We start from the raw sequence: 21,142 nt of genomic DNA, 5'->3' as shown, positions 1-21,142 counted from the left end.
TGGAGTTTCAACGATGTCGCTTGCCCATGGTCGCCCCTACCTGGCCATCCCCGGTCCTTCCGTCATTCCCGACGCGGTCTTGCAGGCCATGCACCGCCCTGCGCCCAACATCTACGAAGGCGCGCTGCCCGAGATGGTCGACACGATGATCCCGGACCTGCGCTATGTGGCGCAGACCAGCGGCCATGTGGGCATCTACATCTGCAACGGCCATGGCATGTGGGAGGCGGCGTTGTCGAACGTGGTGGCCGAGGGCGAAAAGGTGCTGGTGCCCGCCACCGGGCGCTTTGGGCTGGGCTGGGCCGATACCGCGCAGGCCATGGGGATCGAGGTCGAATTGCTGGAGCATGACCGCCAAAGCGCGATCGACCCCGAGCGGGTGCACGCCGCGCTGGCGGCGGACAAGGCGCACAGGATCAAGGCGGTGCTGGCGGTTCACGTGGATACCTCGACCTCGGTGCGCAGCGACATGACGGCGCTGCGCGCGGTTCTGGACGATCTGGGGCATCCGGCGCTGTTGATGGCCGATTGCATCGCCTCGCTGGCCTGCGACGAATTCCGCATGGACGACTGGGGCGTCGACGTGATGATCAGCGCCTCGCAAAAGGGGCTGATGGTGCCGCCGGGGCTGGGATTCGTGTTCTTCAACGACAAGGCCGCCGAGGTGCGCCGCGCCATGCCGCGCGTCACGCGCTATTGGGATTGGACCCAGCGCGCCAACCCCGAGATGTTCTACCAGTATTTCAACGGCACCGCGCCCACCCATCACCTGTACGGGCTGCGGGTGTCGCTGGACATGATCAAGGCCGAGGGGATGGAGGCGATCTGGGCCCGCCATGCCGCGCTGGCCGGGGCGATCTGGGTGGCCTGCGATGTCTGGGGCAGCGCCGGGCCGCTGACGCTGAACATCAAGGACCCGGGCCTGCGATCGCATGCGGTGACCGCGCTGCGGCTGGGCGCGCCGCATGGCAAGCGGCTGCGCGAATGGACGGCCGAGCAGACCGGCGTCACGCTGGGGCTGGGCATCGGCATGTCCGAGCCGGACGATCCGAACGGTACCGGGTTTTTCCGCCTTGGTCACATGGGCCATGTGAGCGCGCATATGATCCTGGGGCTGCTGGGGGTCTTGGAAACGGGCTTTGCCGCGCTGGACATTCCGCACGCCAAGGGCGGCGTGACCGCCGCGGCACAGGTTCTGGCGCAGGCCAGCGCGCGGGGCTAGGGTCAGATCGGCCCGGTTCCGTCAAGGCCGGGCCGCTTGCGGCGCTTGTGCAGATCCAGCCGGGTGATCAGGTGATTGAGCACCGTCGCAAGGACCAGCACGGGGCCCAGGCCCCAGGCGCTCCAGACGGCGGCGAAGATCCACATCAGGTTGACGAAGATCAGGATCAGGTTGGCCGTGGTATAATCCTCGACCGGTTCGGGATGATTGCCGTTCATCAGGCCCTCCACTTCGGTATGCGACTACCGAAAAACGATACCGCGAAACATGCCCCTCTCGGATCACGATCCCGTAAAGCCGTCAATTTTTCGTAAACTTAGCCGGATTTCGCTGATGCAAGCGCCTTTGGCAGGGCTTCGGCAAGGATTTTCAGGTCTTCGGGCCGGCCCGCGCTGACCCGGATGCAGCGATCCTGCGGCGCGACAAAGGGCATGCGCACAAAGACCCCGTCGGCGATCAGCGCCGCCAGGACAGAGCGGGCGAAATCACCGTCGCGGCCGCAGTTGATGGCCACGAAATTGGTGGCCGAGGGCAGGGTGCGCAACCCGCAATCCCCGGCGATGCGGGTGATTTCCTGCTTGGCGTCCTCGACCAGGCGCAGCACCTGCTCCAGCCATTCGCTGTCCTGCAAGGCGGCCAGCGCGCCGGTCTGGGCCAACCGGTTCATGGCGAAATGGTTGCGGATCTTGTCATAGGCGGTGATCAGATCGCGCGCGCCCACCGCATAGGCAACCCGCGCCCCCGCCATGCCATAAGCCTTTGAAAAGGTGCGAAAGCGCACGACCCGCGGATCATCGGCGGCAATCTGCGGGGCGGTGCCGTGGGGGGCGAATTCGATATAGGCCTCGTCCAGCACCAAAAGCGTGCCTTCGGGCAACAGCTCCAGCGCGTCCTTGATTGCGGCGCCGCTGTGCCAGGTGCCCATGGGGTTGTCGGGGTTCGACAGGTAGACCAGCTTGGCGTCGACCTCGGCGGCCTTGGCCATCAGCGCCTCAAGGTCCTCTTTGTCGTCCTTGAAGGGGACCTTGTGCAAAACGCCGCCATAGCCCGCGACGTGGAAATTGAAGGTCGGATAGGCCCCGTCCGAGGTCACCACCGCATCGCCCGGCTCGACCAGAAGGCGCACGGTATAGCCCAGCAGCGTGTCGATGCCTTCGCCGATGACGATATGGCCGGGGCCGCAGCCCATGTGCGCGGCAAGCGCGGCCATCAGTTCGTGATGGGTGGGATCGGCGTATTTCCAGATATCGGCGGCTTCGTCCTGCATCGCGGCCACGGCAAAGGGCGAGGGGCCAAAGATGTTCTCATTCGCACCAAGGCGGGCGCGGAACGGCGCGCCACGTTGGCGTTCCTGCACTTCGGGGCCAACAAAGGGCACGGTCGAGGGCAGCGATTTGATCAGGGCGGGGTATCTGGGTCCGGTCATGGGCGCACTATGGCAGGGCGCGCGGCGGGTGCAAGCCTTGCAATTGCCGCTCAGCGTTCATACCTGAGAATGACTCGCAACAGTAAAAAGGCGTTTCCATGCCCCAGATGTCCCGTCGTGGTTTCATCATCACCGGCCTTGCCGCCACCTCTGTGCGCGGCCTGCCGCAAATCGCCCTGCGCCAGAAACGCGTTCTGACGTTGGTCTATGACAAAAGCATCGGAGCCATGCGCGCGATTGATCGTCTGGTCCCTTAACGCATGAACTTCTGGCGTGCCTCGCGGGCGATTTCATAGCGCAGCTGCATGTCGGCGATCGCCTTCATCAGGCGTTTCTTGTCCTCGGGGGCGCTGGCGGCCTGCCAGTCCGCGCGGGCCTGATCCAGCGCCGCCTTGAGCTTGACCTCGGCGGGCAGGGCGCCTGCCTCGGCCATGATGCGAAAGCCGACAGCTTCGCCGGGGTCGACAAGTGCGTCTCCGGGCCGTTTCGGCAGGGGTTTCCCTTCGCCTTCAAGGCCCGAAAGTTTGCCTTCGGCCAGGGCTTTGCGAATTTGCGACTCGGTCAGATGTCTAAGCTTGTCCATCCTCGATTTGTGGCACGCCGCAAGGCCAAGGACCATCGCGGCTCACGCCGAATTGCGCCGACGGCGGGGCAGCCATCCCCTGTTACGCTTGACCCGGCACGCCCAAAAGGCCAGTTTCCGCCCTGAGCAGCCGGACAAGAGCAAGAATGCCCAGAACACCGCCCCCCTTCGCCCCGTTTGAATGGATGATCGCCTGGCGCTATCTGCGCGCCAAGCGTGCCGAGGGCGGCGTGTCCGTGATGACCTGGATCAGCCTGATCGGCATCACGCTGGCGGTCTTTGCCTTGATCGCCACGCTGGCGGTGCGGGCGGGGTTCCGGGCGGAATTCGTCGATACGATCCTGGGCGCCAACGCCCATGTCACGGTCTACCACATAGAACGCACCGACGATCAGGGCCGCAGCACGCGCACCCTGCCGGACCATGACGCCATGGCGGCCCGCATGGCGCAGGTGCCGGGCGTTGCGCGCGTGGCGCCTTTGGTCAAGGGCCAGGTCATGGCCACCGCAAACGAACGCAACGCCGGGGTCGAGGTCTTTGGCATCACCGCAGATGACCTCAAGGCGATCCCGCGCATCGCCGATCCCGAAACCGGGCGCGGCAGCCTGGATCTGTTCGGCGAAGGCGTGGCCATCGGATCGGGCGTTGCCCTGATGCTGGGGGTTGGTCTGGGCGATCAGGTCAAGCTGATTTCGCCCAACGGGGTCAAGACCGCCTTTGGCGTCAGCCCCAGGGTCAAAAGCTATGACGTGACCTACATCTTTACCGCCGGGCGCTATGACATCGACCGCACCCGCATCTACATGCCCTTTGACGAGGCGCAGCTGTATTTCAACCGCGAAGGCGCCGCCGACGAGTTGGAGGTCATCGTCGAGGCCCCCGAAACCGTCGAGCAATACACCGGTGCCATCGCCGAGGCCGCCGGCGTCGGCGCGCTGATCTGGACCTGGCAGGATGCCTCGGGCGGGTTCCTGCGGGCGCTGGACATCGAGGACAACGTAATGTTCGTGATCCTGTCGGTGCTGGTGCTGATCGCGGCGATGAACATCACCTCGGGGCTGATCATGCTGGTCAAGAACAAGGGCGGCGACATCGGCATCCTGCGCACCATGGGCCTGACCGAAGGGTCAGTGCTGCGGGTGTTTTTCATCTGCGGCGCCTTCACCGGGATCATCGGCACCGCACTGGGCGTGGTGCTGGGCTGCCTGTTCGCGTTTTACATCGACCCGATCTTTGCAACGGTGAACTACCTGTCGGGCGGCGGCGTCTGGGACCCGTCCATTCGTGGCATCTATGCGCTGCCTGCGAAACTGCAGCTGCAGGACGTGTTGTCGGCGGTCGCCTTGTCGCTGGGCCTGTCCTTTGTCGTCACCATCTTTCCGGCCCGCCGCGCGGCCCGCATGAACCCGGTCGAGGCCCTGCGCTATGAGTGATCCTGTCCTGCGCCTGACCGGCGTCGAAAAAGCCTATAAGCGCGGCACCCCGGCCGAGGTGCAGGTGCTGCGCGGCGCCGATCTGACCGTCAACAAAGGCGAGGTCGTCGCGCTGGTCGCACCGTCCGGCGCGGGCAAATCCACGCTGCTGCATATTGCCGGGCTGCTGGACACCGCCGATGCCGGCACGGTCGAGATAGCGGGCGAGGAAATGCAAGGCCGCTCGGACCGCAGGCGCACGGCGATGCGGCGCGAGAACCTGGGCTTTGTCTATCAGTTCCACCACCTTCTGCCGGAATTCACCGCGCTGGAAAACATCGTGTTGCCGCAACTGGCCAACGGTGTCGCCCGCGGTGACGCCGAGGCGCGCGCCCGCGATCTGCTGGCCAGTGTCGGCATCGCCGAGCGCGCCGATCACCGCCCCGCCGCCATGTCAGGCGGCGAACAGCAGCGCGTCGCCTTTTGCCGCGCCATGGCCAACCGGCCCAGGCTGCTGCTGGCGGACGAGCCGACCGGCAACCTTGATCCGGCGACCTCGGACAGGGTGTTCGACGCGCTGATGCGGCTGGTGCGCGAAACCGGCCTGTCGGCCCTGATCGCCACGCACAACCTGGAACTGGCCGCCCGCATGGACCGCTGCCTGCGGCTGGATGACGGTCACCTTACGGAAAGCTGAGCCCGGCACCGGGTTTGACCCCAATCCTGCCCAAATTTTAGCGATTTCTTCGGATAGCCCTGCCAGAAGCAGACTTTCGAAAGGGTCGAACATGGGCGTTGAGCTGATCATTCTTTTGCTGGGCATGGTGCCCTTTGCTGCCGCGATGTCCAGCGGCGGTGACGACGACGCCGCCGAGGATGACATTCCGCCCGAGGATACGCTTGATTTCGGTCTGCTTGAGGGCCTGATCGGGTCGGACGACGAAGAAGACACCGAACCGGACACCGGGTCGGGCGACGAAACGGTTGCCCCCGACGAGGCGCCGATCGACGAAACCGCGACCCCGGATTTGGGCGAACCGGACGCCGCGCCCACGACGCTGGTCGGCACGGACGGGGCCGATACCATCGCCGGCACCGCCCAAAGCGACACGATCGAGGCGGGCGCCGGCGACGACAGCCTGGATGGCCGCGACGGCTTTGACCAGATCGACGGCGGAACCGGCAATGACACGCTGCTGGGCGGGCTTGGGCAGGATACCCTGCTGGGCGGTGACGGGCTTGACCTGCTGCGCGGCGGCGATGGCGCCGACCAGCTGTTCGGCGGCGCCGATGCAGACACGCTCGAGGGCGACGCCGGGGCCGACGTGCTTTGGGGCGGCGAGGGGGCTGACCAGCTCAGCGGCGGCTCGGGCGATGACATTCTGGACGGCGGCCTTGCGGGCGGCGCGGATGGGCAGGGCGACCTGCTGGATGGCCAGACCGGCGACGATACGCTGTACCTTGAAGATGGCGATACCGGCACCGGCGGCCTTGGCGCCGACAGCTTTTATGCCAATGGCGTGGTGCAGATCACCGATTTCACCCCCGGCGAAGACCTGTTGACGATCGAATACCTTGGCGCGACGGCCCCGACGGTGGCCGATCAGTCCGTGACGGCCGGTGGCCTGACGCTTAGCCTGACCGACGGCACCGTGGTCCTGCTGAGCGGTTTGACCGAGGCACTGGACGAGGCCAGCCTGACCTATGTGTCGCTGGGTCCGATCACCTGACGGGCCTTGGCGCGCCCCTTGGGGGGCTTGAGCGGGCGCAGCCCAGGTCCTAGGGTCCGGGGGACGCGCCCGCCCGTGGCGCATATCTGCGAAACCGCCGGAGAGCCCGATGCCCGAAATTTCCATCGACCAGATCGAAGCCCTGTCCGCGCAGGCGCTGGAGCGTCACGGCGCCGCCCCGGACGTAGCTGCCGAAATGGCGCGGGCCATCGCCTGGGCCGAGGCGCGCGGCAACCGCATTTGCGGGCTCTACTATCTTGAAAGCTATTGCCAGCAACTGGTGACGGGCCGGGTCGATGGCAAGGCGCAGGTGCAGATCGCGCGCCCGCGCCCGGCGGAATTCCGGGTCGACGCGGCGCATGGCTTTGCCCAACCCGCCTTTGCCGCCGCGCTGCCGCAGGCGCTGGTCGCGGCGCAAGAACAGGGCATCGTCAGCCTGGCGCTGCATCACGCGCATACCTGCACCGCGCTGGGGTATTTCACCCAGCAGGTGGCCGAAGCGGGCTGTCTGGTGCTGGGGGTGACCAATGCAACGCCGATCGTGGCGCCGCCGGGGGGCAAGACCCGGGTGATCGGCACCAACCCGATTTCCTTTGCCGTGCCGGATGGGCAGGGCGGGGTGTCGATGATCTTTGACCAATCGACGACCCCGGTGGCGATGGGGCGGATCACCATGGCCAAGGCGGCAGGCGAGCCGATCCCCGAAGGCTGGGCCATCGACGCAAAAGGCCATCCGACCACCGACCCCGAGGCCGCGTTGGCAGGGTCGATGCTGTCCTCGGGCGGGTACAAGGGCTGGGGCATCGGGCTGATGGTCGAAATCCTTGCCGCCTGTCTTGGCGGCGGCGTGCTGAGCCGCGACGCCAAACCGCTGAAGGCGCCCGAGGGGGCGCCGCATGACCTGGGGCAGTATTTCGTGCTGATCCACCCGGGCGAAAGCGGGTTCTTTGACAAGGTGGCGCAGTTGGCGGCCTTTGTGGCCGAAGACGAAGGTTGCCGGATGCCGGGGCAGGGCAAGTCGGTGGCGCTGCGCGCCGCGGTGCCGCAACCGCTTTTGGACCAGTTGCACGATCTGGCCGGGACAAGCGGGGCATAACCCCGCCTGTGCTGTCAGGCGCGCTGGGTGATCCAGACCCCCAGCGCCATCACCGCGATCCCGGTGGCGCGGGTCAGGGTCAGCGGGCTGATCCTTGCCCCGAACAGGCCGAAATGGTCGATGGCGGCGGCGCTGATCAACTGCCCGAGCAGGACAAAGAACACCGCATTGCCGACGCCGAAATGCGGCGCGATCATCGTGATCGACAGCACGTAGAAGGCAACCAGAAGACCCGCCAGGAACAGGTGTCTTGGCGCATCGGCCAGCCGGTTCAGCCCCTGTGCGCCGCTTAGCCCCCAGACAAGGGTCGTGGCCAGCAGCGCCACGCAGAACAGGATCATCGCCGCCGCCACCGGCGAGCCAAGGCGCAGACCCAGGGCCGCGTTCAATGCGGCCAGCAGCGGAATGCCGATCCCGGCGGCCAGCATGACCAAAGCGTAATGTGCCATGATGTGCGCGCCCCTTATGGCAAAAAGAACGTGGCGCTGGCGGCGGCCACGGGCTTGCCCTCGGGCAGGGATGACAGCAGCGCCTCGGCAAAGATCAGCGCCCGCCCGGCGCGGATCACCCGGGCCTCGCAGCGGATGGTGTCGCCGCGCGCGGCGCTCAGGAACCGCGTTTCCAGGTTGGTGGTTGCCACCAGCTTGAATTCCCCCAGTTTTCCGGCGCAGGCAAAGACCATGCTGGTGTCCGCCAGCGTCGCAAGCGCCTGCCCGCAGACGATCCCGCCGACCCGGGCGATGGCCGCAGTGACGGGGATTTCCAGAACCGCGCCCTCGGCGTCGATGCGGGTGACCTGCGGCGACAGGGCCTGAACCCAGTCGGCGAAATTCTCGGCCAGCAGGCGCTGGGCGGTTTGCGTGGTAACCATCTGTGTCCCTTCCGTTTGCGATGGCACGATGGGGCCGCCGCGCCCCGCTGTCACCTGCGAATGATGCAGATCATGGGCCGCTTTGCGCTTTTGCGGCAATATGGTACCGTAAGAAAAAAGAGCAGAACAAAAAAATCGGAGCAGGACAATGGTTCGCATCTCGATGGCCCTTCTGGCCTTGGCGGCAGGCTGCAATCCGCAGCCGGACGATCCGGTCAGTGGCCGGGCGCTGTACGATGGCTATTGCGTGAAATGCCATGGCGAGCGCGGGCTGGGCGATGGGCCCATGGCCGCCGAGCTGCCGATCGCTGTCGCAGATCTGTCGATGCTGCGCGAAAGCAACGGCGGGGTCTTTCCCTACGAGGCGGTCATGACGCAGATCTACGGGTATCCGGGGCGCTATCACCAGGGGCTGATGCCGGAATTCGGCCCGGTTCTGGAAGGCCAGCAGATCGACTGGGTCTCGCCTTCGGGGCAGGTGGTCAGCACGCCGCGCGCGTTGGTCGAACTGGTCGATTATCTCGAACACCTTCAGCAATAGCGCTTGCAAGGGCGCGGTGCTCTTGTCACCTAGGGCGCAAAGAGACAGAGGAACGTCATGCGTAAAATCGCGATTGCATTCGCCGGGCTGACCGCCCTTGGGGCCTGCCAGCAGGGGGCCGAAATGCCCGGCCCGCAGGATGGCCGCGCCCTGTTCATGGAAAACTGCGCCGTGTGTCACGGGGCAGACGCCAAGGGCAACGGGGAACTGGCCCGGTCGATGGCCAAGCCGCCCAAGGACCTGACGCTGATCGAAATCCGCAACAAGGGCAGCTTTCCGCGCGCGCGGGTCATGTCGCTGGTCGATGGCTATGCGCGGTCGGACATGTCGGGGCCGGGAATGCCGGAATTCGGCGCCTTGCTCGAAGGCGACCTGGTGCCCTTTGATTCCGGCGACGGCATCCAGACACCGACCCCGCGCAAACTGGTGGCGCTGGTCGAATACCTCGAATCGATCCAGGCGAAACGCTAGGGGGCGCCGCGTGGGTGCGGGTGCGGGCCGTCAGGCGCTGACGGCCTTGCGCACCATGTCCCAGTAGTTCCGGGCGACCTCGTCCTCGGACAGGCGCCCGCCGCTGCGATACCATGTGGTGACGCCGGTCAGCATGGCGATCACCGCCAGCGTGGCGATCTTGGAATCGGCAACGTCGAACAGCCCTTCGGCGCGGCCGGCGCGCAAGATATCCTCGAGCGCGTTTTCATAATCGCGGCGCAGCCCCTCGATCACCTCGAAGTTCGGGCGGTCGAGGTTGCGCAATTCCATGTAGGAAATGAACACCGCTTCTGGCCGCGCCAGATGAAAGCGGATGTGAAAAAGGACAAAGCGTTCCAGCCGTTCCAATGGCGTGCCGGTCTGGGCCAGGCTGGTCCAGGCCTCCAGCAATTCGTCCATGTGCCCCTTCATCAGGGAAAACAACAGCGCCTGCTTGTCGGGGGTGTAATTGTACAGGGCGCCCGCCTGTACCCCGACCTCGGTGGCGATCTGGCGCATGGAAACGGCGGCAAAGCCGTGTTTGGCAAACAGCTTCAAGGCGGCCTCGCGCACGCGCGGGCCGGTGATCTGGGAATGACTGCCTTGGGTTCGTGCCATGCCTCAAGGTGTATCTGAACAGATGTTCAGATCAAGCGGGCGTCTTGCGTGCACCGCCAGAGTGCGGCAAGAGAGAGACATGGCAAACCCCTTGCGTGGCCCCCTGCGTCCCGGCGCGATGATCCTGATGACCGGTCTGCTGATCGGCCTGTCGGGCTGTGCGCAGTTTCCCGAACTGGACGCGGTGCAGACGCCGGGGATCGAACAGGCGCCCTATCCGGCGCTGGTGCCGCTGGACGGCCTCTTGGCCAATCCCGAACCGCGCGCCACGCTTGCGGTCCTGGGGCAGGTGCAGGGGCGGGTGTCGGGGCTTCAGGCGCGGGCCGACCGGTTGCGCCGGATGCGTGCCACCCCCGCCGCTTTGTCGGACCGGGTGGCGCGTTTGCGGCAAAAGGCGGCGACGCTGCGCGCGGCCGAGTGACCGCGCCCGGCAGGTCCTGCGGGCGCGGCCGTGGGTTGTGGCGGGTGCCTAGGCGCAGCAGCAGCTGTAGCAATAACACATGACAGCGCCCATCGGGCCGACCTCGAATTCGTAATCGGCCTTGGCGGGGACGAACATCCAGTCGCCCTGGGTCAGTTCCATGTCCTTGTAGTGGATCGAGCCGCTGATCATGAAGCGGATGCCATCGCCTTCGTCGTGGCTGTGGCGGGGCACCTTGACGCCCGGCGCCCCGGCCGAGATGTAAAGCGTCGTCGGGTCAGAAAAGAAGACCGGCAGCCGGGTCTTGGTGAAGCCGTCCGGCACGTTCGAGACGTTCAGCTGGTCATAGGCCAGTTTGCGGATCACCGGATCGCGCGATGTCAGGATGCGCCCGGTGTCCAGCCCGAATTCCTTCTGGATGTCGCGCAGTTCCTGCATGCAGCCTGCAAGGGTGGATTGGTTGGGGTTGAATGCCATCTGGAAAAATCCTTTTGTCCTATCTTGCCATCAATTCGGCAAGGACAAGCCTTTCATGCCTGCGCAATCCCTGCGCAAAGCTACCGTTAAAGTTGCGTGAATCTTGATGCGGGGCCGACACGGGCCGAAACAATTGCCGGTGCGGCCCCAGCCCCCGTTGCACCCGGACGCGCTTGGCGCTAACCGGAGCGCAACATTTCATCACGTTCAGGAGCCTTCCTTCATGTCCAGTCCTCTCCGTCTTGGTATCGCCGGTCTTGGAACTGTCGGCGCGGGGGTCGTGAAGATCGTGCGCCAGAAGGCGGCGCTTTTGTCCGCGCGGTCGGGGCGTATGGTGGAAATCACCGCCGTGTCGGCGCGCAACCGGGACAAGGACCGCGGTGTGCCGCTGGACAGCTACGCCTGGGAAGACGATCCCGTCGCCCTGGCCAAACGCGACGACGTGGATGTGTTCATCGAACTCATGGGCGGCAGCGATGGCCCGGCCAAGGCCGCGACCGAAGCGGCGCTGAAGGCCGGCAAGGACGTTGTCACCGCGAACAAGGCGCTGTTGGCCCACCACGGGCAGGCGCTGGCCGAACTGGCCGAGGCCAATGGCTGCGTGCTGCGCTTTGAGGCGGCGGTCGCGGGCGGCATCCCGATCATCAAATCCCTGACCGAAGGCTTGGCCGGCAACGAGATCAAGCGCGTGATGGGCGTGATGAACGGCACCTGCAACTACATCCTGACGCGGATGGAAGCGACCGGGCAGGGCTACGAGGCGCTTTTCGCCGAAGCCGACAAGCTGGGCTATCTTGAAGCCGATCCCAACCTGGACGTGGGCGGCATCGACGCCGGGCACAAGCTGTCGCTGCTGTCGGCCATTGCCTTTGGCACGCAGGTCGATTTCGACGGGGTCGAGCTGGAGGGTATCCAGCGTGTGGCGCTGGAAGATATCCGCCAGGCCGCCGACATGGGCTATCGGATCAAGCTGCTGGGCGTCGCCCGGATGACCGGCCGCGGGCTGGAACAGTCGATGGCGCCCTGCCTGGTGCCGGCCAATTCGCCGCTGGGCCAGCTTGAGGGCGGCACCAACATGGTCGTCGTCGAAGGCGACCAGGTGGGCCAGGTGGTGCTGCGCGGCGCCGGTGCGGGCGAAGGCCCGACCGCCAGTGCCGTGATGGGCGATGTCATGGACATCGCGCGCGGGCTGCGCATGACGACGTTCGGGCAACCTGCCACGACGCTGGTCAAAAGCACCTCGGCGCGGGCGGCGGCCCCGGCGGCCTATTACCTGCGCATGGCGCTGATGGACAAACCCGGCGCGCTGGCAAAGGTGGCCACGGTTCTGGGCGAAGCGGGGGTTTCGATCTACCGGATGCGCCAGTACGACCACGTCGACAATTCGGCGCCGGTTCTGATCGTCACCCACAAGACAACCCGCGCCACCCTGGACGAGGCGCTGACGCGGATGGGATCGACGGGGGTTCTGTCCTCGGACCCGGTGGCGCTGCGCATCGAGGAAGTCTGACTTTCGCGTCTTGCCCGCCGTCGTTAGCGCCAGCGGGACTTGCCGCTGGGGGGGCTTGCGGGCTACACCCCCGGTAAGGATTTGCACGCAAGGAAGATGTTCCCATGACCAGCCCGATCGATTTCAATGACCGCATGCTTTCTCTCGGGCTTGCCCGGGTGGCGGAACAGGCCGCCATCGCCAGCGCAGACTGGATCGGCCGCGGCGATGAAAAGGCCGCAGACCAGGCCGCCGTCAACGCCATGCGCGATCAGCTGAACCAGCTGGACATCAAGGGTGTCGTCGTCATCGGTGAAGGTGAACGCGACGAGGCCCCGATGCTGTACATCGGTGAAGAGGTCGGCAACGGCAACGGCCCGGGCGTCGACATCGCGCTGGACCCGCTGGAAGGCACGACCCTGACCGCCAAGGACATGCCCAACGCGCTGACGGTGATCGCCATGGGCCCGCGCGGCACCATGCTGCATGCGCCTGACGTCTATATGGACAAGCTGGCCATCGGCCCGGGCTTTGCCGAGGGCGTCGTGTCGCTGGACATGAGCCCGAAGGAACGCGTCGAGGCGCTGGCAAAGGCCAAGGGTTGCACGACTGCGGACATCACCGTTTGCATCCTGGAACGCCCACGCCACGAAGAGATGATCGCCGAAGTGCGCGCCACCGGCGCCGGCATCCGGTTGATCACCGACGGCGACGTCGCGGGTGTCATGCATTGCGCCGAGCCGCACATCACCGGTATCGACATGTACATGGGTTCGGGCGGCGCCCCCGAGGGCGTTCTGGCGGCCGCGGCGCTGAAATGCATGGGCGGTCAGATCTTTGGCCGCCTGCTGTTCCGCAACGACGACGAACGGGGCCGCGCCGCCAAGGCCGGGATCACAGACCTGGACAAGATCTATACCCGCGACGAGATGGTCACGGACAACGTGATCTTTGCCGCCACTGGCGTCACGGGCGGGTCGCTTTTGCCGGGGATTCGCCGCGAGGTTGGTTGGCTGACCACCGAGACGCTGCTGATGCGGTCCAAGACCGGGTCGGTGCGGCGGATGAGCTATCGCAACCCCACCAGCTGATGTGGGGGCCGGGGAAGGGGGGCTTTGCCCCCGCCGTGCCTTTGGCACGACTCCCCCAGAGAATTTTTTCCAAGAAGAAGCAGGGGCGCGGCTTTGGCCTATCTGGGCGTTGAGAGCAGTCTGACCGGGCGACGCTGGGTCGGTCCGACGTCCGAGGTGGAGCGCCAGTCCGAGGCTCTGGTGCAGGCGCACGGCTATCCGCGCGGACTGGCGTTGGTTCTGGCGCGGCTTGGGGTCACGCCGGCGGAAGCGCCGGGCTACCTGGAGCCGAAGTTGCGCGATCTGCTGCCCGATCCGCGATCTCTGCGCGACATGGAAAAGGCTGCGGCGCGGTTTCTGGAGGCGCTGCGCCACCGGCAGAAGATCGCGGTTTTTGCTGACTATGACGTGGATGGCGGCAGTTCTGCGGCGCTTTTGATCCATTGGCTTCGGCAGATGGGTCTGGGGGCCACGCTGTATGTTCCGGACCGGATCGACGAGGGCTATGGCCCCAATGCACCGGCAATGCGCGATCTGGCGGCGGCGCATGATCTGATCGTCTGTGTCGATTGCGGAACCCTGTCGCACGAGGCGATTGCTGCGGCCAAGGGGGCCGACGTGGTGATCCTGGACCACCATCTGGGCGGGGAAACCCTGCCCGAGTGTCATGCGGTGGTGAACCCCAACCGGCAGGATGAAACCGGTGATCTTGCGCATCTTTGCGCGGCGGCCGTGGTGTTCCTGATGCTGGTCGAGGCGGGGCGTCAGCTGCGCGAGGCGGGGGCCAAGGGGCCGGACCTGATGGCGCTGCTGGACCTGGTGGCGCTGGCCACGGTTGCGGATGTCGCGCCCTTGAAGGGGGTCAACCGGGCCCTTGTGCAGCAGGGGTTGAAGGTGATGGGCGCGCGGGCGCGGCCCGGGCTGGTGGCGCTGGCGGATGTGGCCAAGCTGGATACCGCGCCGTCGTCCTATCACCTGGGCTATGTGCTGGGGCCGCGGGTCAATGCGGGCGGGCGCATCGGGCAGGCCGATCTGGGCGCGCGGCTGTTGGCCACTGACAACCCGCACGAAGCGCAGGCCATGGCCGAACGGCTGGACCAGTTGAACACTGAACGGCGGGATATCGAGGCGGCGGTACGTGCCGCTGCCCTTGCGCAGGCCGAGGACCGGGGGCTGGATGCGCCGCTGGTCTGGGCGGCGGGCGAGGGTTGGCACCCCGGTGTTGTCGGGATCGTCGCATCGCGGCTGAAAGAGCTGACAAACCGCCCGGCGGTGGTGATCGGCCTGGACGGCGACGAGGGCAAGGGATCGGGCCGGTCGGTTTCAGGCGTGGACCTCGGGGTATCGGTACAAAGGCTGGCGGCCGAGGGGCTGTTGATCAAGGGCGGGGGCCACCGGATGGCCGCCGGTCTGACGGTCGCGCGTGACAAGCTGGAGGCCGCGATGGAGCGCCTGTCCGAGATGCTGGCCAAGCAGGGCGCGGGGCAGGGCGGGCCCTCGGACCTGCGGCTGGACGGGATGTTGATGCCCGGCGCGGCCAACCTGGATTTGGTCGAAAACCTGGAGCGCGCGGGGCCGTTTGGCCAGGGCGCGCCGGGGCCGCGCTTTGCCATTGCTGACGCGCGGATTTCCTATGCGCGGCAGGTCGGTACCGGGCATCTCAAAATCGCCTGTGACGACGGTCTGGGCGGGCGGCTGGAAGGCATTGCCTTTGGCGCCTTTGACGGGCCGATGGGGGCGGCGTTGATGAATCACGGCGGCGCGCGATTCCATTTGGCGGGCCGACTCGAGGTAAACGAATGGGGCGGGCGCCGTTCGGTTCAGCTTCGGCTGGAGGATGCGGCGCCTGCTGCCGGGTAGGTCAGCGGGGGTGATTTTTATCCGATTGATTTTGCGGGATAAAAAATAGAAATTCGCGGCTGCGGAAAAAACTTTGCCGGAAGGTGAAAAAGTTGAAATTTCCGCTTGCAAGCGCGTGGTTCATTTCATAGAAACCGCCTCACGCCGCAGCGGTGGACACGGTCCGAAGCAGCGGAAACACAGAGTGGCCCGTTCGTCTATCGGTTAGGACGCCAGGTTTTCAACCTGGAAAGAGGGGTTCGATTCCCCTACGGGCTGCCACTTTTCCCCAAAAACTCAGTCAGTTGCCAGATCAAGACCACCGCCTTTGCGTCTTGCCGTCACATGGGTTTGGCCTGATCCGTGGTTCGCGTTTTGGCGCGGCGCGTCGGGGCTCTGTGGCTTTTGAAATCCCGGTTTTAGCTGGCCCCCAGGCATTGGACGCGGGGCGCCTTTCATGGCGGCCCGGACGGGGCGGTTTGCCGCCTGGGTGCGTCTGTACGCACGAAAACGGCGCGGAACTGGTGTTCCGCGCCGTTGCCGTTCCAGAGGGGCGTAGGGGTCAGCCCAGGGCGTCGTTGCAGCGTTTGCAGGTGCCCGGGTGCTGATGCGTGCCGACGTCTGGCAGGATCTTCCAGCAGCGCTGGCACTTGTCGCCGTCTGCCTTTTCGAACACCACGCCGACGCCTTCGACCTCGGGCATGCGGAAGGCTTCGTTCGGCATGGGATCACCGGTCAGCTGCACGTCCGAGGTGATGCAGATATCCTCGAACGGGACGGATTTCAGCGCCGCCAGCATTTCGGCGTCGCGCACATGCACCACCGGCGCTGCCTCGAGCGAGGCACCGATCACCTTGTCGGTGCGCTGCACCTCAAGTGCGGCGGTCACGGCGCGGCGGGCGCGGCGAACCATCTGCCATTTCGCGGCCAGCGGTTCGTTCAGCCAGTCCTTGGGCGTGTCCGGGATATCGATCAGGTGCACGGAGGACGATTCGCCGGGGAAGCGTTCCAGCCAGACCTCTTCCATGGTGAAGACAAGGATCGGCGCCAGCCAGGTGGTCAGGCGGTGGAACAGGATGTCCATGACCGTGCGCGCGGCGCGGCGGCGCGCGGTGTCGCCATCGCAGTACAGCGCATCCTTGCGGATGTCGAAGTAGAAGGCAGACAATTCCAGCGTGCAAAAGTTGAAGACCTGCTGGAATACGCCCTGAAAGTTGTACTCGGCATAGCCCTTGCGCACCACGTGGTCGAGTTCGGCCAGGCGGTGCAGGACATAGCGTTCCAGTTCCGGCATGTCGGCGGGGTCGACCCGCTGGCTGTCGTCGTAATGGGCCACGGCGCCCAGCAGGTAACGCATGGTGTTGCGCAACCGGCGATAGCTGTCGGCCACGCCTTTGAGGATCTCGGCCCCGATGCGCAGGTCGGCGGTATAGTCCGACTGGGCCACCCAAAGCCGCAGGATATCGGCGCCGTACTGTTTGGTCACATCGTCGGGCGACACGGTGTTGCCCAGCGATTTGGACATCTTGTTGCCCTTTTCATCCAGCGTGAAGCCGTGGGTCAGAACACCGCGATAGGGCGCGCGGCCCTTGGTGCCGCAGGCCTGAAGCATGGACGAATGGAACCAGCCGCGATGCTGGTCGGTGCCTTCCAGGTACAGGTCGGCAATGCCGTCCATGGCCCCGTCAGGCCGGTCACGCAGCACAAAGGCATGGGTCGAACCGGAGTCGAACCAGACGTCGAGGATGTCGAACACCTGATCGTAGTCATCGGGATTGACGATATTGCCCAGGAACCGCTCTTTTGCGCCGTCCTTGTACCAGGCGTCCGCGCCCTCGGCCTCGAAGGCCTCGGCGATACGGGCGTTGACGTCCGTATTGCGCAGCAGGAAATCATCGTCCGTCGGCAGCGCGCCCTTCTTGGTAAAGCAGGTCAGCGGCACACCCCAGGCGCGTTGACGCGACAGCACCCAGTCGGGGCGCGCCTCGATCATCGAATACAGGCGGTTGCGCCCGGTTTGCGGTGTCCATTTCACCAGTTGGTCGATGCTGGTCAGGGCGCGCTGGCGGATCGTGGTGCCATAGTCGTCCTGACCGTCGCCGACCGGCTTGTCGATGGCGGCGAACCACTGCGGCGTGTTGCGATAGATCACCGGCGCCTTGGAGCGCCAGGAATGCGGATAGCTGTGGGTCATGCGGCCACGGGCGATCAGCCCGCCGACCTCGACCAGCTTGTCGATCACGGCCGCGTTGGCCTTGCCTTCCTTGCCCTTGCGGTCAAAGACCTGCAGGCCCGCGAAGATCGGCACATGCGGCAGGAATTCCGATTCCTCGCCGACGTTGTGGGTCATCCGGTCCATCCAGCCGCGCGCGACAAAGCATTCATAGTCGTCCTGACCATGGCTGGGCGCGGTGTGCACGAACCCGGTGCCGGCGTCGTCGGTGACATGGTCGCCGTCGATCATCGGAACGTCATAGTCCCAGAAGCCGTCCGCGCCGTCGAGGCCGCGGAAAGGGTGGGCCAGCGTCAGCGACGCCAGCTCATCTGCCGTCACATCGCGCAGGCGGCGAAACATCGTGGGTTCCAGCCGCGCCTTGCCCAGCACCTCTTCGGCGAGGGTATCGGCCAACAGGTAACGATCCCCGATGCGCACCCAGCATTCCTCGGGGCGGCCGGTGATTTCATACAGCCCGTACGAGATGGCGGGGTTATAGGCGACCGCCTTGTTCGAGGGGATGGTCCAGGGGGTCGTGGTCCAGATCACGACTTTGGTGCCGACCCATTCGGAGCGCACCTTTGCCATATCTACGTCATCCCAATTACCGGCATTTTGTCTTCCGGGAATCGGATCGCTACCCTCAAACTGGACTTCCATCGCATGCTGAATCGAGTTTTCCGATACATCGACCACCTTGAAGGGCACCCAGATCGTGTGGCTCTTGTGATCGTGGTATTCGATCTCGGCCTCGGCCAGCGCGGTCTTTTCGACCGGCGACCACATCACCGGCTTGGAGCCTTGGTACAGTGTGCCGTTCATCAGGAACTTCTGGAATTCCTCGGCGATCACGCGCTCGGCGTGGAAATTCATCGTCAGGTAGGGATCGGGCCAGTTGCCGGTGACGCCAAGGCGCTTGAATTCCTCGCGCTGGACGTCGATCCAGCCCTCGGCGAACTTGCGGCATTCCTGGCGGAAGTCGATGACCGGGACTTCGTCCTTGTTCTTGCCTTTCTGGCGGTACTGTTCCTCGATCTTCCATTCGATCGGCAGGCCGTGGCAATCCCAGCCGGGGATGTAACGCGCGTCATGGCCCATCATCTGCTGCGAGCGCACGACCATATCCTTGAGCACCTTGTTCAGCGCATGGCCGATGTGCAGGTTGCCGTTGGCATAGGGCGGGCCGTCGTGCAGCACGAAATCGGGCCGGCCCTCTTTCTCGCGCAAGCGGTCGTAGACGCCGATCTTTTCCCAGCGCTCCAGCCAGGCGGGCTCGCGCTTGGGCAGGCCGGCGCGCATCGGGAAATCGGTCTTGGGCAGGTTCAGGGTGTCTTTGTAGTCGGGGGTCTGATCGGTCATTGCCGTATCTTTCCTAAATGGTCAGGGGGTGCATGTCGCAAGGGTGCGGTTGAATGCGGCGCGGATGGTCCATACGCCTTAGCCCGGCGGCCCTGTGTCAGAGCGCCGGGGATATAATTCGAATAATGATCGCAAATCCCATCATCTTGGGGGCGGTTATAGGCCCGCGCGCGGCGATGGTCCAGAGCCGCGACACGCGGCGCAATGGCGCCCCTGTCGGCCATGTGCTACAGCCGCCGCCATGACCAGTTTGCCGCCCAAGTTCGACATCACCCGCGAAGAAATCGACCGCGTCGTCGCGGCCTTTTATGCCCGTATCCGAAGCCATCCGGGGCTGGGTCCGGTCTTTGCCGCGCATGTCCACGAATGGCCCCCGCACGAGGCGAAGGTCGCCGGGTTCTGGGCCAATGCGATCCTGCATGAAAGCAGCTATGACGGCAATCCGCTGTTGGTGCACCGCGAGGCGGGCAATGTCCGGCCCGGCATGTTCGAAACCTGGCTGGCGCTGTTCGACCAGGTGCTGGCGCAGGAATTGCGCCCGGATCAGGCCCGCGCCTGGTCAGCGCTGGCGCACAGGATCGGGCGATCCTTGCGGGCGGGTGTCGTCGAACGGGTCAAGGGGCCCGGCGGCGTGCCGATTCTGCGCTAGGGCGCAGCCTGTCCGTCCGGACCCGGCGCAAAGGAGGCCGCACCATGACCCAGCGTTTGAAGATTGCCGTGGCAGGCGCCGGGATCGGTGGTCTGGCGGTGGCCGCCGGGCTGGCGCAGGCGGGCCATCAGGTGCAGATCTTCGACCAGTTCGACGCGCCCGCGCCGGTCGGCTCGGGTCTGGTGATCCAGCCGGTGGGGCTGGAGGTGCTGCATCGCCTTGGGGCAGGTGCCTTGGCCGAGCATCAGGGCAACCGCGTCACCCGACTGCTGGGCCACGAGGCCGACAGCGGGCGCCGGGTTCTGGATGTCAGCTATGGCACGGGCAAGGACGCGCGCTTTGGTCTGGCGATCCACCGCGCGGCGCTGTTTGGCGCGCTGTTTCAGGTGGCGCAGACCGCGGGCGTGCAGATCTGCGCCGGGCACCGGGTCAGTGCGGTCAGCGGGCAGGACCTGTTGTTTGAAACCGGCCGCGCCGGGCCGTTCGACATGATCGTGGACGCCTGCGGCGCAGGCTCGCCCTTGTCGCCGCTCCGGGCGCGGGCGCTGGGCTATGGGGCGCTTTGGACGACGGTGGACTGGCCGCAAGACAGCGCCTTGCCCCGGGACGAATTGCGCCAGGTCTATCGCCGCGCCGACCGGATGCTGGGCGTTCTGCCGATCGGCACGGTGCCGGGGCAGCAGGGAAGCAAGGCGGCGATCTTCTGGTCCTTGCCGCGCGGCGGTCATGCGGATTGGCTGGCGGCGGGCCTTGACGCATGGCGCAACGAGGCCGGCGCGCTTTGGCCCGCCTATGCACCCTTTGCGCAGCAGGTCCGCGACCCGGCGCAGATGACCATGGCGCGTTATTCCCACGGCACCCTGCGCAAACCCTACGGGCGCGGCGTGATCCATATCGGTGACGCGGCGCACCGGGCCAGCCCGCAACTGGGGCAGGGGGCGAACATGGCGCTTCTGGATGCCTGGGCCCTTGTGCGGGCGTTGGGCGTCGCGCAGGGTGATGCCGATCTGGCGGCGCTGTACTATGCCCGCGCGCGGCGCTGGCATGTTTGGGGTTATCAGGCCATGAGCTGGCTGTTCACCCCGCAGTACCAGTCCGATAGCCGGTTGCTGCCTGCGCTGAGGGACCACGTCCTGTTCCCCGTGTCACAGGTGCCCCCCGTTCCCAGCGTCTTGACGCGTCTGGTGTGTGGGGACCTGTTGCCTCCGGCGGGATCGCTGGCGTAGGGGCGTCTTGCCCGGTCCAAACGGCCTGCCGCGCGTCCTGGGCGCGCCGGTCCGACCGGCGGTGGATCAGGCGCAGGATGATCGCCGGAATGCCCATGGCGATCCAGAAGCTTTGGATAAGGGCAGCGGCCAGGTTGAATTCCTGCGCCAGCGAGATCAGCACAAGCGTGGCGGCAAAGATGTTTCCGCAGAAATACAGGATGCTGTCGCTGTGCAGGACGCGCAGCGACAGGCAGGAATACAGGGTGACATAGGTGAGAAATCCAAGCACGCCGATAATACGAAGCACATCGGCGCCGACGGCCGTTTGTAAATAGTCCAACATTGGAAAGCCCCGTGAGCAGGAGTTTGAAAAGGGTTCTGAAACAATGCTCCAAGGCTAGAAGAGCGGGCTGGCCCGCTCCAGTCAGGTATTCCTGACGTCGGC

The 21,142-nt window shown here is 65.6% G+C and carries 22 protein-coding genes, 1 tRNA gene and 1 pseudogene; 15 read left to right on the top strand and 9 right to left on the bottom strand.

Annotated elements, in window-relative coordinates; translation table 11 throughout:
* Positions 1 to 13: 13 nt before the first annotated feature.
* Positions 14 to 1,222, top strand: a complete 1,209-nt coding sequence (locus QF118_RS17625; RefSeq protein ID WP_282300345.1) for a pyridoxal-phosphate-dependent aminotransferase family protein — start codon at positions 14 to 16, stop codon at positions 1,220 to 1,222.
* 2 nt (positions 1,223 to 1,224) lie between these two features.
* Here QF118_RS17625 and QF118_RS17620 read toward each other — a convergent pair whose 3' ends face one another.
* Together QF118_RS17620 and QF118_RS17615 are read right to left on the bottom strand one after the other, a co-directional pair.
* Positions 1,225 to 1,440: a histidinol phosphate aminotransferase gene (locus QF118_RS17620; protein ID WP_282300344.1), complete on the bottom strand. Its 216-nt coding sequence runs from the start codon at positions 1,438 to 1,440 to the stop codon at positions 1,225 to 1,227.
* A 98-nt stretch (positions 1,441 to 1,538) separates the two neighbouring features.
* Positions 1,539 to 2,648 (bottom strand): pyridoxal phosphate-dependent aminotransferase, encoded by a 1,110-nt coding sequence (locus tag QF118_RS17615; protein WP_282300343.1) that lies wholly within the window; start codon positions 2,646 to 2,648, stop codon positions 1,539 to 1,541.
* A gap of 98 nt (positions 2,649 to 2,746) precedes the next feature.
* Here QF118_RS17615 and QF118_RS17610 point away from each other — a divergent pair, with 98 nt between their 5' ends.
* Positions 2,747 to 2,905 (top strand): Tat pathway signal protein, encoded by a 159-nt coding sequence (locus QF118_RS17610; RefSeq protein WP_282300342.1) that lies wholly within the window; start codon positions 2,747 to 2,749, stop codon positions 2,903 to 2,905.
* Here the strand turns inward: QF118_RS17610 and QF118_RS17605 are convergent.
* The gene (locus tag QF118_RS17605; RefSeq protein WP_282300341.1) at positions 2,902 to 3,231 is read right to left on the bottom strand and encodes a DnaJ family domain-containing protein; all 330 of its coding nucleotides are present in this window, start codon (positions 3,229 to 3,231) and stop codon (positions 2,902 to 2,904) included. The genes QF118_RS17610 and QF118_RS17605 overlap by 4 nt on opposite strands.
* A gap of 146 nt (positions 3,232 to 3,377) precedes the next feature.
* Between QF118_RS17605 and QF118_RS17600 the strand changes: the two genes are divergently transcribed.
* The 4 genes from QF118_RS17600 to QF118_RS17585 all read left to right on the top strand — a co-directional run bounded on the left by QF118_RS17600 (position 3,378) and on the right by QF118_RS17585 (position 7,469).
* Positions 3,378 to 4,664, top strand: a complete 1,287-nt coding sequence (locus QF118_RS17600; RefSeq protein WP_282300340.1) for a lipoprotein-releasing ABC transporter permease subunit — start codon at positions 3,378 to 3,380, stop codon at positions 4,662 to 4,664.
* Entirely contained in the window at positions 4,657 to 5,340 is a 684-nt protein-coding gene (locus QF118_RS17595) for an ABC transporter ATP-binding protein (RefSeq protein WP_282300339.1), read from the top strand. The genes QF118_RS17600 and QF118_RS17595 overlap by 8 nt, the downstream gene beginning before the upstream one ends.
* A gap of 91 nt (positions 5,341 to 5,431) precedes the next feature.
* On the top strand, positions 5,432 to 6,373 hold the full coding sequence (locus tag QF118_RS17590) for a calcium-binding protein (RefSeq protein ID WP_282300338.1): 942 nt from the start codon (positions 5,432 to 5,434) through the stop codon (positions 6,371 to 6,373).
* Between the two features lie 109 nt (positions 6,374 to 6,482).
* Positions 6,483 to 7,469 (top strand): Ldh family oxidoreductase, encoded by a 987-nt coding sequence (locus tag QF118_RS17585; protein ID WP_282300337.1) that lies wholly within the window; start codon positions 6,483 to 6,485, stop codon positions 7,467 to 7,469.
* Between the two features lie 14 nt (positions 7,470 to 7,483).
* Here the strand turns inward: QF118_RS17585 and QF118_RS17580 are convergent, their stop codons facing one another.
* Both QF118_RS17580 and QF118_RS17575 read right to left on the bottom strand, forming a co-directional pair.
* Complete coding sequence (locus QF118_RS17580; protein WP_282300336.1) at positions 7,484 to 7,918, bottom strand: DMT family transporter; 435 nt, start codon at positions 7,916 to 7,918, stop codon at positions 7,484 to 7,486.
* A gap of 14 nt (positions 7,919 to 7,932) precedes the next feature.
* Positions 7,933 to 8,340: a PaaI family thioesterase gene (locus QF118_RS17575; protein WP_282300335.1), complete on the bottom strand. Its 408-nt coding sequence runs from the start codon at positions 8,338 to 8,340 to the stop codon at positions 7,933 to 7,935.
* Positions 8,341 to 8,488: 148 nt separating this feature from the next.
* Here QF118_RS17575 and QF118_RS17570 point away from each other — a divergent pair, with 148 nt between their 5' ends.
* Both QF118_RS17570 and QF118_RS17565 read left to right on the top strand, forming a co-directional pair.
* Positions 8,489 to 8,881, top strand: a complete 393-nt coding sequence (locus QF118_RS17570; protein WP_282300334.1) for a c-type cytochrome — start codon at positions 8,489 to 8,491, stop codon at positions 8,879 to 8,881.
* A gap of 57 nt (positions 8,882 to 8,938) precedes the next feature.
* Positions 8,939 to 9,352, top strand: coding sequence for a c-type cytochrome (locus tag QF118_RS17565; protein WP_282300333.1), 414 nt, complete (start codon positions 8,939 to 8,941; stop codon positions 9,350 to 9,352).
* Positions 9,353 to 9,382: 30 nt separating this feature from the next.
* Here the strand turns inward: QF118_RS17565 and QF118_RS17560 are convergent, their stop codons facing one another.
* Positions 9,383 to 9,970: a TetR/AcrR family transcriptional regulator gene (locus tag QF118_RS17560; RefSeq protein ID WP_282300332.1), complete on the bottom strand. Its 588-nt coding sequence runs from the start codon at positions 9,968 to 9,970 to the stop codon at positions 9,383 to 9,385.
* A gap of 79 nt (positions 9,971 to 10,049) precedes the next feature.
* Here QF118_RS17560 and QF118_RS17555 point away from each other — a divergent pair, with 79 nt between their 5' ends.
* A complete protein-coding gene (locus QF118_RS17555; RefSeq protein ID WP_282300331.1) occupies positions 10,050 to 10,391 on the top strand; it encodes a hypothetical protein in 342 nt (113 codons plus the stop codon).
* Between the two features lie 48 nt (positions 10,392 to 10,439).
* Here the strand turns inward: QF118_RS17555 and QF118_RS17550 are convergent, their stop codons facing one another.
* Positions 10,440 to 10,868 carry a cupin domain-containing protein gene (locus QF118_RS17550; protein ID WP_282300330.1) on the bottom strand — a complete coding sequence of 143 codons (429 nt, stop codon included), beginning with the start codon at positions 10,866 to 10,868 and terminating at the stop codon, positions 10,440 to 10,442.
* A 223-nt stretch (positions 10,869 to 11,091) separates the two neighbouring features.
* Between QF118_RS17550 and QF118_RS17545 the strand changes: the two genes are divergently transcribed.
* The 4 genes from QF118_RS17545 (at position 11,092) to QF118_RS17530 (ending at position 15,548) form a co-directional block, all read left to right on the top strand.
* On the top strand, positions 11,092 to 12,378 hold the full coding sequence (locus QF118_RS17545; protein ID WP_282300329.1) for a homoserine dehydrogenase: 1,287 nt from the start codon (positions 11,092 to 11,094) through the stop codon (positions 12,376 to 12,378).
* Between the two features lie 104 nt (positions 12,379 to 12,482).
* The gene (gene glpX / locus QF118_RS17540; protein WP_282300328.1) at positions 12,483 to 13,448 is read left to right on the top strand and encodes a class II fructose-bisphosphatase; all 966 of its coding nucleotides are present in this window, start codon (positions 12,483 to 12,485) and stop codon (positions 13,446 to 13,448) included.
* 93 nt (positions 13,449 to 13,541) lie between these two features.
* On the top strand, positions 13,542 to 15,287 hold the full coding sequence (recJ, locus tag QF118_RS17535; RefSeq protein WP_282300327.1) for a single-stranded-DNA-specific exonuclease RecJ: 1,746 nt from the start codon (positions 13,542 to 13,544) through the stop codon (positions 15,285 to 15,287).
* A gap of 186 nt (positions 15,288 to 15,473) precedes the next feature.
* Positions 15,474 to 15,548: transfer RNA gene (locus QF118_RS17530), tRNA-Glu, on the top strand.
* Positions 15,549 to 15,828: 280 nt separating this feature from the next.
* On the opposite strand, the gene ileS is transcribed toward QF118_RS17530, so the two are convergent.
* Positions 15,829 to 18,840: an isoleucine--tRNA ligase gene (gene ileS, locus QF118_RS17525; RefSeq protein ID WP_282300326.1), complete on the bottom strand. Its 3,012-nt coding sequence runs from the start codon at positions 18,838 to 18,840 to the stop codon at positions 15,829 to 15,831.
* A 241-nt stretch (positions 18,841 to 19,081) separates the two neighbouring features.
* Between ileS and QF118_RS17520 the strand changes: the two genes are divergently transcribed.
* Both QF118_RS17520 and QF118_RS17515 read left to right on the top strand, forming a co-directional pair.
* Positions 19,082 to 19,489 carry a group III truncated hemoglobin gene (locus QF118_RS17520; protein ID WP_282300325.1) on the top strand — a complete coding sequence of 136 codons (408 nt, stop codon included), beginning with the start codon at positions 19,082 to 19,084 and terminating at the stop codon, positions 19,487 to 19,489.
* Positions 19,490 to 19,533: 44 nt separating this feature from the next.
* Positions 19,534 to 20,715: an FAD-dependent oxidoreductase gene (locus QF118_RS17515; protein WP_282300324.1), complete on the top strand. Its 1,182-nt coding sequence runs from the start codon at positions 19,534 to 19,536 to the stop codon at positions 20,713 to 20,715.
* Positions 20,716 to 20,854: 139 nt separating this feature from the next.
* Here the strand turns inward: QF118_RS17515 and QF118_RS19840 are convergent.
* A pseudogene (locus QF118_RS19840) lies at positions 20,855 to 21,040 on the bottom strand (CBU_0592 family membrane protein); the annotation flags it as partial.
* Positions 21,041 to 21,142: the final 102 nt, after the last annotated feature.

This window comes from Tropicibacter oceani (genome assembly GCF_029958925.1).
Lineage (GTDB): Bacteria > Pseudomonadota > Alphaproteobacteria > Rhodobacterales > Rhodobacteraceae > Pacificoceanicola > Pacificoceanicola oceani.
The sequence above is the reverse complement of the archived record's forward strand: the minus strand, read 5'-3'. Positions and strand labels throughout refer to the sequence as shown.